This is a genomic window from Proteus sp. FZP2095, from assembly GCF_023701425.1.
Taxonomy (GTDB): Bacteria; Pseudomonadota; Gammaproteobacteria; order Enterobacterales; family Enterobacteriaceae; genus Proteus; species Proteus cibarius.
On the sequence record NZ_JAMQBJ010000045.1, the window covers coordinates 1 to 255 of the forward strand.

Below are 255 nucleotides of genomic sequence, written 5' to 3' on the forward strand. Positions count from 1 at the left end.
TCCCGCCATCACGCGCTGGCAACAAAGGATAAGGGTTGCGCTCGTTGCGGGACTTAACCCAACATTTCACAACACGAGCTGACGACAGCCATGCAGCACCTGTCTCAGCGTTCCCGAAGGCACTCCTCTATCTCTAAAGGATTCGCTGGATGTCAAGAGTAGGTAAGGTTCTTCGCGTTGCATCGAATTAAACCACATGCTCCACCGCTTGTGCGGGCCCCCGTCAATTCATTTGAGTTTTAACCTTGCGGCCGT

General features: G+C 53.3%; 1 rRNA gene. It reads right to left on the minus strand.

Annotated elements, in window-relative coordinates:
- Window positions 1-255: ribosomal RNA gene (locus tag NBG71_RS18970) — 16S ribosomal RNA — on the minus strand; the annotation flags it as partial.